This is a genomic window from Microvirga calopogonii (assembly GCF_003347665.1).
Taxonomy (GTDB): domain Bacteria; phylum Pseudomonadota; class Alphaproteobacteria; order Rhizobiales; family Beijerinckiaceae; genus Microvirga; species Microvirga calopogonii.
The window spans coordinates 100590-113611 of record NZ_QDGA01000002.1 but is presented as its reverse complement, the minus strand read 5'-3'; the positions used below and the strand labels follow the sequence as shown (position 1 = coordinate 113611).

The following is a 13022-nucleotide window of genomic DNA, read 5'->3' as shown; positions in this document are numbered from 1 at the left end:
ATCCAGGCATGTCCCGTCGCTCCCTCCCTCCGCAAGTGCGTGCGCGCGGCGTGACCGCCGTGCTCGGCCCAACCAATACCGGTAAGACCCACCTGGCCATCGAGCGCATGCTCGGCCACGACAGCGGCATGATCGGCCTGCCCCTGCGCCTGCTCGCGCGCGAGGTCTATAACCGCGTGGTGGAGAAGGCGGGGCACCACAACGTCGCCCTGGTGACGGGTGAGGAAAAGATCAAGCCGGACCGGCCGCGCTACTGGATCTCCACCGTCGAGGCCATGCCGCGGGACCTCGATCTCGCCTTCGTGGCCGTAGACGAGATCCAGCTCGCCAGCGACCTGGACCGGGGCCACGTGTTTACGGACCGCCTGCTGAACCAGCGCGGGCGCGAGGAGACGCTCCTCATCGGCTCGGCCACCATGCGGCCCCTGATCGAGGCGCTGATCCCCGGCGTGCACGTGGTCACGCGGCCGCGCCTGTCGAAGCTGTCCTTCGCGGGCGAGAAGAAGGTGTCGCGCCTGCCCCGCCGTTCGGCCATCGTGGCCTTCTCGGCCGAGGAGGTCTACGGCATCGCCGAGCTGATCCGTCGTCAGAGCGGCGGTGCGGCCGTGGTGCTGGGAGCCCTGTCGCCCCGGACCCGCAACGCCCAGGTCGAGCTCTACCAGAACGGGGACGTGGATTACCTCATCGCCACCGATGCCATCGGCATGGGCCTCAATCTCGACGTGGACCATGTGGCGTTCGCGTCCGACAAGAAATTCGACGGGTTCCAGTTCCGCAAGCTCAACAATCCGGAACTCGCCCAGATCGCCGGCCGGGCCGGCCGTTACATGCGCGACGGCACCTTCGGCTCCACGGGCCGCTGCCCGCCTTTCGATGCGGAAACCGTCGAGGCGCTCGAGAACCACACCTTCGACCCGGTGCGCATCCTGCAGTGGCGCAACCCCGACCTGGATTTCTCCTCGCTCGCCCGCCTGCGCGATTCCCTCGGGATGCAGCCGAGGGAGCATGGCCTCGTGCGGGCGCCCACGGGCGAGGACGTGACGGCCCTCGAGGTCCTGGCGCGGGAGGACGACATCCGGGCGATGACCCGCTCCCAATATGCCGTGGAGCGGCTCTGGCAGATCTGCCAGGTGCCGGATTACCGGAAAGTTTCCCCGCAAACCCACGCGGATCTTGTCGGCCAGCTCTATCGTTTCCTTATGAAGGATGGGGCCATCCCGGCCGACTGGTTTGCACGCCATCTGTCCGCCATGGACCGGACGGACGGGGATATCGACACCCTCTCCAACCGCATCGCCCAGGTCCGCACCTGGTCCTTCGTCGCTAACCGTCCCGACTGGTTGAAGGATCCAGAGCATTGGCAGGATGTTGCGCGTCAGGTAGAGGACAAGCTATCGGATGCGCTCCATGAACGCCTCGCCCAACGATTCATCGACCGGCGGACGAGCGTTCTCATGCGGCGCTTGAGAGAGAAAACGATGCTCGAAGCGGAAATTACGACCACCGGCGACGTCACCGTCGAGGGTCAGCACATCGGTCACCTGCACGGCTTTCATTTCGTGCCTGATCCCCAGGCCGACACGACGGAGGCCAAGACCCTGCGCAATGCGGCCAGCAAGGCGCTGGCCGGGGAGATCGAGGCGCGGGCGGACCGGTTCGCCGAGGCTCCCGATGCCATGCTGGTGCTGTCGAACGACGGCACGATCCGCTGGATGGGCGACCCGGTCGCCAAGCTGGAAGCCGGCGACAAGCTGTTCGAGCCCCGTGTGCGCATCCTCTCGGACGAGCATCTCACGGGCCCGGCCCGGGAGAAGGTGGACACTCGCCTGCGCGCCTGGCTGAAGGCCTATGTCGTGCGCCTGCTCGGGCCCCTGCTGCAGCTCGAGGACAGCGCCGAGCTGTCGGGCCTTGCCCGCGGCATCGGGTTCCAGATCGGCGAGGCCCTGGGCGTCCTGGAGCGCGCGAAGGTTCTCAACGATGTGCGCAGCCTCGACCAGGATGCCCGCGGCGCCCTGCGCAAGGCCGGCGTCCGGTTCGGCGCCTATCATCTTTATCTTCCCGCTCTCCTGAAGCCGGCGCCCCGCGTTCTGGCGACGCAGCTCTGGGCTCTGCAGAACGGCGGCCTCGAGCAGAAGGGCATCGACGAGATCGCCCATCTCGCCCAGTCCGGCCGGACCTCGATCCCGGTCGATCCGGAGATCGGCCATGGGCTCTATCGCGCGGCCGGCTTCCGCGTGCTCGGTGGCCGGGCCGTGCGCGTCGACATCCTGGAGCGTCTCGCCGACCTGATCCGCCCCGCCATCGCCTACCGTCCCGGCATCACCCCCGGGGAGCCGCCGGCCGGTGCGGCCGATGGGGAGAGCTTCGTCCCGACCGTGTCCATGACCTCGCTCGTGGGCTGCGCGGGCGAGGATTTCGCCACGATCCTCAAGTCCCTCGGCTACGTGATGGAGCGCCGTCCCGGCCCCGCCATCACCGTGCCGCTGGTCGAGGCTCCGAAGGCCGTCGAGCCCCAGGCTGTCGCAGCCCCGTCCGCGGCAGCCGAGGGCGATGTTGCCGCTCAGGCCCCGACCGAGGCAGCCGAAACCGCTGTCGGTACGGAAGAGATCGGTGCGGTCGCTGTGGCCGAGCCCGAGGCGAGCGTCTCCGAGCAGGAGTTGGCGACGAGCGCCGCCGAGGCCGTGGCTTCGCCCGAGGGGCAGCTTCTGGCTCCCGCAGAGGCTCCGACCGAGGCTGCCGCGGCTGAAACCCCGGCCGAACCCGAGATGATCGAGGTCTGGCGCCAGGGCCGCCGCCATCACGAGGGCGGACAGGCCAGGCACGGCCGCGAGGCCCGGGGCGGGCGTCACCAGGAACGCGGCGAGCGTCGCCAGCGTCAGGGCGGCGAAGCCCAGGGCGAACCCGGTGAGCGCCGTCCGCGTCCGGAGCGTCGCGAGGCGCAAGGGGAGGGCGGGCGTCCGCAGAACCGTCCGCCGCGCGGTCCGGGTCGTGGAGAGGACCTTCGCGGTCCTCGTCCTGACAAGCGTCCCGACAACCGGCGCGAGGGCGGCCATGAGCGCCGCGAGAAGCAGCCGGACCCGAACTCGCCCTTCGCTAAGCTGATGGCCCTCAAGGCGCAGCTCGAGGACAACAAGAAGTGAGGATGTGACGCGCATGCGTGAGGACCGGCAGCGGCTCGACAAGTGGCTGTGGTTCGCACGCTTTGCGAAGACGCGGACGCTGGCGGCCAAGCTGGTCACCGGCGGCTTCGTCCGGCTCAACGGCCAGCGCACCGACAATGCCGCCAAGGCGGTGGCCGTCGGCGACGTGATCACCCTTGCGCTTGCCCAGACCACGCTGGTGGTGCGGGTCGAAAGCCTCGGCGAGCGGCGCGGCCCTGCGCCGGAAGCAAGGCAGCTCTACATAGATCTCAGCCATGACAACGCGGCGCTTGTCAGCGACGGCGACAACGGCTAGAGCGGCGGCGTTGGCTACCTTTTGTTTGCGAACAGACCCTCGAAGGACCGTTCATGACCTACGTCGTCACTGAAAATTGCATCAAGTGCAAATACATGGACTGCGTCGAGGTGTGCCCGGTCGATTGTTTCTACGAGGGCGAGAACATGCTCGTCATCCATCCCGACGAGTGCATCGATTGCGGCGTCTGCGAGCCGGAATGCCCCGCCGAGGCGATCAAGCCGGATGCGGAGCCGGGGCTCGAGCAATGGCTGAAGCTCAATGCCGACATGGCGAAGAGCTGGCCCAACATCACCATCAAGAAGGATCCGCCGGCCGACGCCAAGGAATTCGACGGCGTCGCGGGCAAGTTCGAGACGTATTTCTCGACCAATCCGGGCGAGGGCGACTGAAGCCGGACGAGGCGGAGGCCCGCCTGCCGGGCCGCTTGCTGCCCATCTTCCTTCACGGTCACGGCCCTGCCTGCAGCGGAAACGGGAACTAGTTCCCTCACGATGCGTTAGCTTCCAAAGCGCGGCCATAAACGGGCCTGCTTAACGCTGTCCTTTGAAATATTTTTGCTTTTTCGGCCGGACTGTGATAGGGTCCGCAAATGCCGTCGCTTGCGCTCAAGCCGTGCACCGTCCTTGCAGACCGGCGGTTCACATCATTGAAGCAAAGATTCGCGTCCTTTGACTTAAGGGAGCGCTGCTGCCTTGGTCAAGGGTATGAGCGTATTTAGCCGCTGGCTTAAATCAGGGAGACGAGCGGAATAGTCAAGTTCCGTGACGCTCAATCTCGATCCTCGTTCCCCTGGGTCCCTGCCCAGTGGAACCAAAGCCCCTCGCTGCCAAGCGAGGACCATGCAAGGAGGCCTCTCTCGCATGACAACCGCCAAGAAGTCCGCCCAGCGCCTTGGGTTCAAGTCCGGTGAAGCGATTGTGTATCCCGCTCACGGTGTCGGCCGCATCACGGCCATCGAAGAGCAGGAAATTGCAGGCTTCAAGCTGGAGCTCTACGTGGTCTCCTTCGACAAGGACAAGATGGTCCTTCGCGTTCCGACCGGTAAGGCTTCCAGCGTGGGCATGCGCAAGCTTGCCGAACCGGCCCTGGTGCAGAAGGCTCTGGACGTGCTGACGGGTCGTGCCCGCGTGAAGCGCACCATGTGGTCGCGCCGCGCCCAGGAATACGAGGCGAAGATCAATTCAGGCGACCTGATCTCCGTTACGGAAGTCGTGCGTGACCTTTACCGCTCCGAGGCTCAGCCCGAGCAGTCCTACAGCGAGCGTCAGCTCTATGAATCCGCCCTTGACCGGGTGGTTCGCGAAATCGCCGCCGTCAACAAGATCACGGACACCGAAGCCCTCAAGCTCATCGAGCAGAGCCTTGCCAAGTCCCCGCGCCGCGTGAAGGGCGCCGAGGCCGAAGCCGAGGGTGACGACCTTCAGGAAGAAGCCGCCTGATTCGAAGGCGCCTTTTCATCCTGCAAAAAGCCCGGCGCCAAGCCGGGCTTTTTTCTTGGCTGAAGCCTTGTTTTCCAAGGTTTGGAATCTATTTTGCAAAACTTGGCTGTGAGAAGTGAACTTTTCGCGGCCTCGCTCGTTGTGTCTCTGCCAAGGGAGAGCACACAATGGGAGAAATCTCAGGGGTTCGCCGCCGGTTCGTCCGCGCTGCCATGAATGCACCTTTTCTCGAACGGGAAGAGGAGCATCTTCTTGCCGTGCGCTGGAAGGAGAACCGTGATGAAGCGGCGCTTCATCAACTGACCGCTGCCCACATGCGCCTCGTGATCGCGCTGGCAGCCCGTTTCCGCCACTACGGCCTTCCGATGGCCGATCTCGTTCAGGAGGGCCATGTCGGTCTTCTCGAAGCCGCCGCGCGTTTCGAGCCCGAGCGCGAAGTCCGCTTTTCGACCTATGCGACCTGGTGGATCCGCGCGTCCGTGCAAGATTACATCCTTCGCAATTGGTCAATCGTTCGCGGCGGAACGAGTTCCGCCCAAAAAGCACTTTTCTTCAACCTGCGCCGCCTGCGGGCCCGCCTGACGCGCGGTGGCGAGGAGCGCATTTCTTCCGACGTGCATGCGAAGATCGCCGAGGCGATCGGTGTGTCCAAGGCCGACGTCGCTCTCATGGACGCCCGGCTCTCCGCGCCCGACACATCCCTCAATGCGCCCGTCCTGGATGCCGATGCGGGCAATTCCGCGGAACGCGTCGAATTCCTGGTCGACAACAGCCCGTTGCCGGATGAGAGCGTCACCGACGTGATCGACACCGAACGCCGCGTGCGCTGGCTGCAGCAGGCCCTGGAAGTGCTCAACGAGCGCGAATTGCGGATCCTGCGCGCCCGCCGCCTCGACGACGAGCAGGTGACCTTGGAATTCCTGGGAGACAGGCTCGGAATCTCGAAGGAGCGCGTGCGCCAGATCGAGAACCGGGCGCTCGAAAAGCTCAAGCGCGCCCTGGTGGAAAAATATCCCCAGGCCTCGGGCGCTTTCGTTTAGGCGCCTGACAGGTCGAGCATCCCCATCGGCGAAGCGAGCAACCGCTTCGCCGATTTCTTTTTTGCAACGTACGCAGGATTACTCGACGACGATCTTGTAACGCTCGCCCACCTTGAGGGCATCGCTCCTGTTGAGCCCGTTGAGCAACAGGAACTTGTCGAGCGCCCGGTCGACGGGCATCCGGGCTGCAAGGGTCTGGACCGTGTCGCCCCGCTGGGCGGTGACGACCTGCAGCTTCAGAGGCCTGATCCGACGGGCTTCGTCGGGCTGAACCTGCCGGACGCTGTTGAGGGTCTGCTGGAAGATGCCTTCCAGGTCTCCCCGGTTGCCGCGGGTCGCCATGATGAGCCGGAAGGTGGTGTTGCCGATCCGGATAGCCGAAAGGCGGAAGGTCCATTCCTTGCCGTTGGACACGGCCGTGACGATGGGCAGGCCGTTCACCATGCCGGTCGTCAGGGTGCCGGGCTCGATCGTATCCGTCCAGGTGGAGCGCAGCACATCCTCCAGGCTCTGTCCGATGGGCGTATCGGCGGCATCGAACAGGAGGCGGCGTTCTCCGTCACCCGAGGAGCCCAGCACTGCCTGGGAGGTATTCTCCAGCGTGAAGCCCTCCGGAGCCTCGAAGGCGACGCCGAGCCTCGAATGGATGAACCGGCGGCCCTTCACGACGCCGTCGGCCGGATCGTCCCCATAGGAGAGGCCGTCGAGAGCCGTCAGATAGGCGAGGCGCCCCGTTTCGCCCGTTCCCTGCATGCCCGTGCGGCGCGCCGCCTGGAGCGAGCGCGCCACCCGGTCGTCCGTGCGCGGGTGGGAGGCGTTTCGCTCGGCCGTGGAGGAATCCGAACTGGCGCTCGAGCGCCCGAGAGCCGTCAGGAAGCGCGAAGCCCCATAAGGATCGAAGCCGGCCCGGGCCAGGACCTTGACGCCCGTCTGGTCCGCTTCGAGCTCCTGTGCGCGCGAGAAGCTGGCAAGGGCCGAACGGGCCTGGTTCTGAGCCATGGCAGCCTCTTCGGCATCGTTCAGCACGTTCTCGGCCACGCGTTCGATCAGGTCCGACCGGGCCTGCAGCTCGCTGCGCTGGGACGCGTGGCGCAGGGTGACGTGCGCGATCTCGTGCGAGAGCACGGCCGCGACCTCGGAGGTATCATTGGCGAGAGCCAGAAGTCCGCGCGTGACGTAAAGGCGTCCGTTCGGCAGGGCGAAGGCATTGACCACGGGCGAATTGAGGATCGTCACCTGGAAGGCCTCGTCGGGCCTGTCGGTAGCCATCACGAGACGGTTCGTCACGTCGGTCAGCATCTGCTGGAGCTGCGGAGCCCTGCCTTCGCCGCCGAACGCCCTCACGAGCCGGAGATGGTCCCGGTCGCGGTCCGGGCCGATGACGCGTGGCGCATTGGCCGGCAGCGAGACGTCGCTGCCGAAGCCCGAGCAGCCGGCAAGAAGGACTGCAAGCATCACGCTGCCGAGGATCGGAAGGCTACCTTTTCGACGTGTTGTGCTCATGCTCGTTCATCGTGGCAGGCGGCCGCCTTCAAGGCGTTCGATCATGTCCGGGATGAGAATGGAGAACGATGTCCCTTGCCAAGGCTGCAAAACGCCTCGGGCCCTGATCCATCGACCCTTGAGCGCCTCGGCGCCCATGCCGCGGTCGGACATCTGTCTCCAGGTTTTCCTAGGAATGATGATCGTGAAGTCTTCTGCCCATTGCCCCCCGAAGTTCAAATAGGTCCGCTGCTTGCGCTCGCCGATGCTTCTGACGCGACCCTCGACCAGGATGAAGCTGCCGATTCGGTCCCGCAGACGCTCGGGTTGATTGACGTCCATCGGCTTATAACGGTCATCGGCCCAAAGACCAAGGCGTCGTTCGCGGGCGGTGGCCTCGAGGGCGAGCAATTCAGGTTGGCAGAAGGTATCGTCCAGGCCGGCATCCGTGATCGCAAGGCCCGCTTCCACCAGGCTGTGGCTCCAATCGAGGGAGGGCATCGCACCGCCGGATCGGATCCGGACGGATTTCCGGCCCCAGCGGTCGGAGCGTTCCCCGGCTTGGACGAGGTTGGGCTCGCCCGCGCGCTCCCGGAGCCAAGCCAGGGCCTGATCGCGATAAGGCGGCGCATCCGGAAGCCGGACTCCGGCAAGCAGGGCCGGACCAAGGGATGCCAGAACGAGATCGCCTTCCGGGGAAAGATCTTGCAGGCGGTCCGGCCGAGCCTCGGCCGAGCAGACCGCGCCCGCCCCCTCGCCCGGCGCAGACCGCGCCAGTCCGCCGAGAGAGGCGAACGCGAGGCCGGCCCCGAGGCCGATGGTCAGCGATGTCCGCAGGGCTGATCCCGTCATGGGACGGGATCATACCCATTCAGAGCGAAACGGCTACGCTTGTTCTACCACCGGATGACCACGACCCTCTGGCGTCCGTTGCCGAGCTCCACCGCCTCCGTGCCTTCCGCCTTGCGGTTCTGCGACTTCGCATCCTCGATGATTTCGATTTCGGCCACGTGAGCCGCAAAGGCCTCATCCACCTCGGCGACACAGAGGAGGGTGTCGGGGGGGAGATTCTCGACCTGTTTCAGGAAATCTCGAAGCGTCTGCGCCATGATATGCCTCCGGTTCCTTCTCAACCGGGTCGGGCCAAGCTCGGTTCCTTGGGGCCTCACGGACGTGGTCGCGATGAGCTCTCCCCTGACGGGGCTTGCAGGCGTAGAATGATGATGCCGGTCGCGCAGCAACAGGAGGTGAGCCATGAATGGGCATCGCACTCTCGCCTGGTTCGCGTGCAGCGTCATCTCGACATTCGGCTTCATCGCCCCGGTATCCGCCCAGCATCAGGGCATGGCGGGCTCCATGAGCGACGAGGACATCATCAAGAGCGCCATGGCGGCGGCACCGCCCGCAGTCGCCAAGGACGCGACCATCGTGGATGTTTCGCCGGACGGAACAGCCCGGGTCGTCCGCAAGGGAACGAACGGCTTCACCTGTCTGGCGGACAATCCGAACACGCCTGGGCCTGATCCCATGTGCGGCGACCAGAACGCCATGGAATGGGCTCAGGCCTGGCTCGAGAAGAAGGAGCCGCCGCACGACAAGGTCGGCTTCCTGTACATGCTCTCCGGCGGCACGGATGCCAGCAACACCGATCCCTATGCCCAGAAGCCCGATCCCAACAACAACTGGATCGAGACCGGGCCTCACGTGATGGTGGTCGGGGCCAAGGGCATGATGGCGGGCTATCCCCGCACCCCGAAGCCCGACACCACGCAGCCCTACGTGATGTGGCCGGATACGCCCTACGAGCACCTGATGCTCCCGGTTCGGGCGCCGGAACCCGTGACCCGGTAGCCCCTCGCCCGGGCCGCCGTGCCCCTGACCGGCGACACGACGGCCCCGGTTCGCCGAAATTTCCTCGATGCTCGTTGCGAATGAAGGGCCACATCCCCCTGGAATGACCCTGCCGACCATGCTAAATCCCCGTCCTTACGCGGTCCCGTAGCTCAGCAGGACAGAGCAGCGGTTTCCTAAACCGAAGGTCGGAAGTTCGAGTCTTCCCGGGATCGCCAACCTTTTCGAAGCACCAGATCAACCGCGGTACTGTTCGTCGGTGACGTGCTCCAGCCAGTCGACGGGCGAGCCGTTGAGCTTCTCCTGGATGGCGATGTGGCTCATGGCCGTGGTCGGCGATGCGCCGTGCCAGTGCTTCTCGCCAGGTTCGAACCAGACCACGTCGCCGGGCCGGATCTCCTCGATCGGGCCGCCCTCGCGCTGGACGAGGCCGAGGCCCGTCATCACGATCAGGGTTTGACCGAGAGGGTGCGTGTGCCACGCCGTGCGGGCGCCGGGCTCGAAGGTCACGAGGGTTCCGACCACGCGGGCCGGGTCAGGCGGGCTGAACAGCGGGTCGATGCGAACCGTTCCCGTAAAGTACTCCGCCGGTCCTTTGCCGGAGGCTTGAGAACCAGCTCTCTTGATGTCCATGGTTTCATCCTTGAAGGGCAGATCGTCGGGCCCGGAGAGCCGCGCCCGACGTTGCGCCGGGCTCAGGCTTTCACGAAGGCGAGCAGGTCCGGATTGATGACTTCGGCATGGGTCGTAAGCATCCCATGCGGGTAGCCCTTGTAGACCTTGAGCGTGCCGTTCTTCAGCAGCTTGATCGACTTCAACGCGGCGTCTGCAATCGGCACGATCTGATCGTCGTCGCCGTGCATGACGAGCGTCGGCACCGAGATCGCTTTGAGATCTTCCGTCTGGTCCGTCTCGGAGAAGGCCTTGATGCCTTCGTAATGCGCCTTGGCCGAGCCGATCATGCCCTGGCGCCACCAGTTCTGGATCACGCCGGGAGAGACCTTGGCTCCATCGCGGTTGAAGCCGTAGAACGGGCCTGATGCCACATCGAGGTAGAGCTGTGCCCGGTTATCGGCGACCCCTTTGCGGAAACCGTCGAACACCTCGATCGGTAGGCCTTCCGGGTTGTTCTCGGTCTTGAGCATGAGCGGCGGAACCGCGCTCACCAGCACCGCCTTGGCGACGCGGCCCGCCGGCTCGCCGTGCTTTGCCACATAGCGGGCGACCTCGCCGCCGCCGGTCGAGTGGCCGATATGGACGGCGTTCTTCAGGTCGAGCGCTTCGACCACCGCGAAGGCGTCGGCGGCGTAGTGGTCCATGTCGTGGCCTTCGGAGACCTGCGCCGAGCGTCCGTGTCCGCGCCGGTCGTGGGCCACGACGCGGTACCCGTGCTGCAGGAAGAACAGCATCTGCGCGTCCCAGTCATCGGCGGAGAGGGGCCAGCCGTGGTGGAACATGATTGGCTGGGCATTCTTCGGGCCCCAGTCCTTGTAGAAGATCTCGGTGCCGTCCTTGGTGGTGATCGTCGCCATGGCAGTCGTTCCTTTCGCTTGGGTGGGAGGTGTCGCCGCTTCCGGGGAATCCGGAAGAGCAAGGGAGGCCGTGAGGGCCGCCGCCGCCGCCAGGGTGTCGCGGCGGGTCAGGGAGACGGGAGAAGCGGGTGACGCAGGCATCGCGATTTCTCCTTTCAGGCTGCGGTCGGCTTTCCACCAGGCCTGTCGACCGCGAGGAAGTGTTGGACCAGCGGTGCATCCGGCCCCTGGTGGAATCGACGGGCCTCGGCCTGAATGTCGGCGTCGGACTTGGAGACGCGCCTGTGCTGGCGCATGTGCTCGGCCCAGGACTCGACGAAGAACCATTCGACGATGTGCTCCGGATCGGCCGCGTTCTCCGAGATGCCCCAGGCATAGGCCCCATCCCGGCGCCGTTCCTCCGAGAGCCGGTGCAAGGCCGTGAGAAAGGCGGGGCGGTCGTCTTGCCGGACCCGATAGGTGATCATGATCAGAACGGGCCCACGGTCGTGTGCCACGGGCTCGGCCATGGCAGGCTCGGGCCAGTGCAGTGAGGGTGTGAGGTCTCCTTCCCCGGAGGGCAGCGGCGCCCGATGGGCCAGGATCCCACTCAGGACCAGAACGGCTCCGGCGACGAGAAGAGTGGTGTCGGTGCCGATCTCCTGGGCCACGAAGCCCCAGCCCAGGCTTCCAGCCGCCATGGCGCCGTTGAAGACAGTGAGATAGATCGCCAGTCCCCGGCCCCGGATCCAGTTCGGCAGGATGGCCTGCATCGTCCCGTTGAGGGTGGTCAGCATCGTGATCCACGCGATCCCGAGCACGAATGTCGCGATCAGGCCCACGGCTTCGAAATCCGTCAGCGCGAGAAGGATGGTCGCTCCAGCGGTGATCAGGGTCGCGGCCAGCACCAGACCATCCTGACCGAGACGGACACGGGCGCGAGGCATGACCAGAGCGCCGCAGATCGCACCGGCCCCGACGCTGCCGAGCATGAGACCGTAGAAGCCCGGACCGCCGCCGATTTCCTGGCGAGCCACGAGAGGCAGGAGGGCCCAGACCGCGCTGGCGGAGCCGAAGAACAGGACCGTGCGCCAGAGGATGCGATGAAGGCTGCGACTGGCGCGGGCGTAGCGGATACCGGCCCGCAGGGCTCCCCCGAAATGCTCCCGCAAGCCATCCTCGGCGCCGGCGTCGCGCTTCCACCACAGGAGGGCAGCGCTGACGATCACGTAGGTCAGGACATCGATTCCATAGACCGCGGCCGCGCCGAGGCCCGCCAGGATGAAACCGCCGAGAGCCGGACCGATGGAACGGGCGATGTTGATACCGAGAGAGTTGAGCGCCACCGCGCCCTTGATGTCGGCCTTGGGCACGAGCTCAGGTGTGATCGCCTGCCAGGCCGGGGTCGCCAGCGCAGCTCCCGTTCCCCCCAGGAACGTGAGCAGGATCAGGCCCTCCACCGTCACGTTGCCCGTCCAGGCCAGGAAGGCAAGGGAGGAGCTGACGAGCCCGAGGCCGATCTGGATCATGATCAGGAAGCGGCGGCGGTCGAGGATGTCGGACAGGACGCCGGCCGGGATCGCGAAGAGAAAGACCGGAAGGGTCCCGGCGGCCTGGATCATCGCCACCGCCGCAGGCGAGGCCGAGAGGTCCGTGACGAGCCAGGATGACGACACATCGCGCATGAAGGTGCCGATATTGCCGAGCACGGTGGCCGCCCAGATGACCGCGAACAGGCGATGATGCAGCGGCGCGAAGGTGCTGGGCGGGGCGGCGCCCTTTGCCATGCTGGTGTGGGCCTCGGTCATCGGTGCGGCCTCGCGTTATTGACGAACAGCGCTCCGACGGCCAATCCGCCGACGATGGCGACGTGCTCGAAGAAGGTCGCGGTCTGACGTCCGCGATCCGGTCCATCGAAGACCCAGAACGGATGTGCCAGGAGCGTGGCGATGGCCGTGAACACGGCCAGAACGCCGGCGCCCAACCAGCAGAAGCGGCGGGTCAGGAATAGGATGGAACCACCAAGTTGCGTCACGATGACGGCTGCGGCAACGAGAGGGGCAGGTTGCAGCCCTAGACCCGCGACCTCGTTGGTCGCGCCGCCGAAATCCAGGAGCTTCACGATTCCGCTGATCAGGAACGGCGAGGCCAGCGCCACCCGGGCGATGTAATCCAGTGCCGGGACTGCAAGGATGCGGGCGATCGGGCGTGGCACGGCGATGTCATGCATGGTGCATCTT

General features: G+C 65.8%; 13 protein-coding genes and 1 tRNA gene. 7 read left to right on the top strand and 7 right to left on the bottom strand.

Features of this window, described 5'->3' with window-relative positions; translation table 11 throughout:
* The first annotated feature begins 8 nt into the window (after positions 1-8).
* From DDF70_RS03070 to DDF70_RS03050, 5 genes are all read left to right on the top strand, one after another.
* Positions 9-3140 carry a helicase-related protein gene (locus DDF70_RS03070; RefSeq protein WP_114943401.1) on the top strand — a complete coding sequence of 1044 codons (3132 nt, stop codon included), beginning with the start codon at positions 9-11 and terminating at the stop codon, positions 3138-3140.
* Positions 3141-3153: 13 nt separating this feature from the next.
* The gene (locus DDF70_RS03065) at positions 3154-3456 is read left to right on the top strand and encodes an RNA-binding S4 domain-containing protein (protein WP_114943400.1); all 303 of its coding nucleotides are present in this window, start codon (positions 3154-3156) and stop codon (positions 3454-3456) included.
* A gap of 53 nt (positions 3457-3509) precedes the next feature.
* A complete protein-coding gene (fdxA, locus tag DDF70_RS03060) occupies positions 3510-3848 on the top strand; it encodes a ferredoxin FdxA (protein ID WP_114943399.1) in 339 nt (112 codons plus the stop codon).
* Between the two features lie 471 nt (positions 3849-4319).
* The gene (locus DDF70_RS03055) at positions 4320-4898 is read left to right on the top strand and encodes a CarD family transcriptional regulator (RefSeq protein WP_114943398.1); all 579 of its coding nucleotides are present in this window, start codon (positions 4320-4322) and stop codon (positions 4896-4898) included.
* A gap of 167 nt (positions 4899-5065) precedes the next feature.
* Positions 5066-5938, top strand: coding sequence for an RNA polymerase factor sigma-32 (locus DDF70_RS03050; RefSeq protein ID WP_114943397.1), 873 nt, complete (start codon positions 5066-5068; stop codon positions 5936-5938).
* A 78-nt stretch (positions 5939-6016) separates the two neighbouring features.
* On the opposite strand, the gene DDF70_RS03045 is transcribed toward DDF70_RS03050, so the two are convergent.
* The 3 genes from DDF70_RS03045 to DDF70_RS03035 are packed head-to-tail and all read right to left on the bottom strand — an operon-like array spanning position 6017 to position 8529.
* Positions 6017-7441: a M48 family metalloprotease gene (locus DDF70_RS03045; protein ID WP_114943396.1), complete on the bottom strand. Its 1425-nt coding sequence runs from the start codon at positions 7439-7441 to the stop codon at positions 6017-6019.
* Between the two features lie 6 nt (positions 7442-7447).
* The gene (locus DDF70_RS03040; protein ID WP_114943395.1) at positions 7448-8272 is read right to left on the bottom strand and encodes a thermonuclease family protein; all 825 of its coding nucleotides are present in this window, start codon (positions 8270-8272) and stop codon (positions 7448-7450) included.
* Positions 8273-8316: 44 nt separating this feature from the next.
* Entirely contained in the window at positions 8317-8529 is a 213-nt protein-coding gene (locus DDF70_RS03035; protein ID WP_114943394.1) for a sugar phosphorylase, read from the bottom strand.
* A 145-nt stretch (positions 8530-8674) separates the two neighbouring features.
* On the opposite strand from DDF70_RS03035, the gene DDF70_RS03030 reads away from it, so the two are divergent.
* Complete coding sequence (locus DDF70_RS03030; protein ID WP_114943393.1) at positions 8675-9271, top strand: hypothetical protein; 597 nt, start codon at positions 8675-8677, stop codon at positions 9269-9271.
* Between the two features lie 141 nt (positions 9272-9412).
* A tRNA-Arg gene (locus tag DDF70_RS03025) sits at positions 9413-9489 on the top strand.
* A gap of 19 nt (positions 9490-9508) precedes the next feature.
* Here the strand turns inward: DDF70_RS03025 and DDF70_RS03020 are convergent.
* From DDF70_RS03020 to DDF70_RS03005, 4 genes are all read right to left on the bottom strand, one after another.
* On the bottom strand, positions 9509-9904 hold the full coding sequence (locus tag DDF70_RS03020) for a (R)-mandelonitrile lyase (RefSeq protein WP_114943392.1): 396 nt from the start codon (positions 9902-9904) through the stop codon (positions 9509-9511).
* Between the two features lie 62 nt (positions 9905-9966).
* The gene (locus DDF70_RS03015) at positions 9967-10803 is read right to left on the bottom strand and encodes an alpha/beta fold hydrolase (protein WP_425374051.1); all 837 of its coding nucleotides are present in this window, start codon (positions 10801-10803) and stop codon (positions 9967-9969) included.
* A 155-nt stretch (positions 10804-10958) separates the two neighbouring features.
* On the bottom strand, positions 10959-12569 hold the full coding sequence (locus DDF70_RS03010) for an MFS transporter (protein ID WP_425374050.1): 1611 nt from the start codon (positions 12567-12569) through the stop codon (positions 10959-10961).
* 17 nt (positions 12570-12586) lie between these two features.
* Positions 12587-13012: a DoxX family protein gene (locus tag DDF70_RS03005; protein ID WP_114943389.1), complete on the bottom strand. Its 426-nt coding sequence runs from the start codon at positions 13010-13012 to the stop codon at positions 12587-12589.
* Between the last annotated feature and the right edge of the window lie 10 nt (positions 13013-13022).

Coding starts and splice junctions, on each gene's coding strand:
- fdxA (WP_114943399.1), top strand. CDS start 3,510: ATGACCTACGTCGTCACTGAAAATTGCATCAAGTGCAAATACATGGAC.
- DDF70_RS03065 (WP_114943400.1), top strand. CDS start 3,154: ATGCGTGAGGACCGGCAGCGGCTCGACAAGTGGCTGTGGTTCGCACGC.
- DDF70_RS03005 (WP_114943389.1), bottom strand. CDS start 13,012: ATGCATGACATCGCCGTGCCACGCCCGATCGCCCGCATCCTTGCAGTC.
- DDF70_RS03040 (WP_114943395.1), bottom strand. CDS start 8,272: ATGACGGGATCAGCCCTGCGGACATCGCTGACCATCGGCCTCGGGGCC.
- DDF70_RS03055 (WP_114943398.1), top strand. CDS start 4,320: ATGACAACCGCCAAGAAGTCCGCCCAGCGCCTTGGGTTCAAGTCCGGT.
- DDF70_RS03030 (WP_114943393.1), top strand. CDS start 8,675: ATGAATGGGCATCGCACTCTCGCCTGGTTCGCGTGCAGCGTCATCTCG.
- DDF70_RS03020 (WP_114943392.1), bottom strand. CDS start 9,904: ATGGACATCAAGAGAGCTGGTTCTCAAGCCTCCGGCAAAGGACCGGCG.
- DDF70_RS03035 (WP_114943394.1), bottom strand. CDS start 8,529: ATGGCGCAGACGCTTCGAGATTTCCTGAAACAGGTCGAGAATCTCCCC.
- DDF70_RS03010 (WP_425374050.1), bottom strand. CDS start 12,569: ATGGCAAAGGGCGCCGCCCCGCCCAGCACCTTCGCGCCGCTGCATCAT.
- DDF70_RS03015 (WP_425374051.1), bottom strand. CDS start 10,803: ATGGCGACGATCACCACCAAGGACGGCACCGAGATCTTCTACAAGGAC.
- DDF70_RS03070 (WP_114943401.1), top strand. CDS start 9: ATGTCCCGTCGCTCCCTCCCTCCGCAAGTGCGTGCGCGCGGCGTGACC.
- DDF70_RS03050 (WP_114943397.1), top strand. CDS start 5,066: ATGGGAGAAATCTCAGGGGTTCGCCGCCGGTTCGTCCGCGCTGCCATG.
- DDF70_RS03045 (WP_114943396.1), bottom strand. CDS start 7,441: ATGAGCACAACACGTCGAAAAGGTAGCCTTCCGATCCTCGGCAGCGTG.